The sequence below is a fragment of the Streptomyces sp. YS-3 genome (assembly GCF_045257485.1).
GTDB lineage: Bacteria > Actinomycetota > Actinomycetes > Streptomycetales > Streptomycetaceae > Streptomyces.
The window spans coordinates 1-767 of the sequence record NZ_JBJHPC010001143.1; the positions used below are offsets into that span (position 1 = coordinate 1).

Here is a 767-nt window from a genome sequence, read left to right on the forward strand (position 1 = left end):
CCGGCTCGTAGCTGTACAGGAGGTAGTTGACCTCCGTTTCCGGGGTGATCCAGCCGTTGCGCTCGAAGATGCGGGCGACCATGCGCTGGGCCGAGCGGATGGTCCAGCGGTCGAAGAACATCTGCGACTTCTGGCCGGTGGTGCCGGAGGAGGTCAGATGCAGGTCGACGTCCTCGCGCGGGATGGACAGCACTTCGTGGCGCTTGAAGAAGGTGGCGTGCACCAGCGGGGCCCGGTACGGGTGTGCGGGCGGCGTCGCCTCGTACAGCGAGCGGAAGAACGGGGAGCGCTCGGCGTGCCAGGCGTTGGTCTCCGCCATGGCCGCGGCGAACAGTTCGTCCACGGCCGGTCCGACGGCGTACGGGTCGGTCAGGTCGCACAGCTCCTGCACATGCGGCAGGAGCGCGGGGTCGGGGACGCCGACCGGGGCGAGATGGGGGTTCATGAGGCAACCTCTAGGGTGGGCAGGTAGGTCGACGCCCAGGCCGACAGATAGCAGTCCAGATAGGGCTGGAGGGGCGGCTCGTAGCTGTACAGGAGGTAGTTGACCTCCGTTTCCGGGGTGATCCAGCCGTTGCGCTCGAAGATGCGGGCGACCATGCGCTGGGCCGAGCGGATGGTCCAGCGGTCGAAGAACATCTGCGACTTCTGGCCGGTGGTGCCGGAGGAGGTCAGATGCAGGTCGACGTCCTCGCGCGGGATGGACAGCACTTCGTGGCGCTTGAAGAAGGTGGCGTGCACCAGCGGGGCCCGGTACGGGTGTGCGG

General features: G+C 67.7%; 2 pseudogenes. Both read right to left on the bottom strand.

The window, feature by feature from the left end:
• Window positions 1–445, bottom strand: a pseudogene (locus ACJA3G_RS37990) (acyl-protein synthase); the annotation flags it as partial.
• Between the two features lie 74 nt (window positions 446–519).
• A pseudogene (locus tag ACJA3G_RS37995) lies at window positions 520–767 on the bottom strand (acyl-protein synthase); the annotation flags it as partial.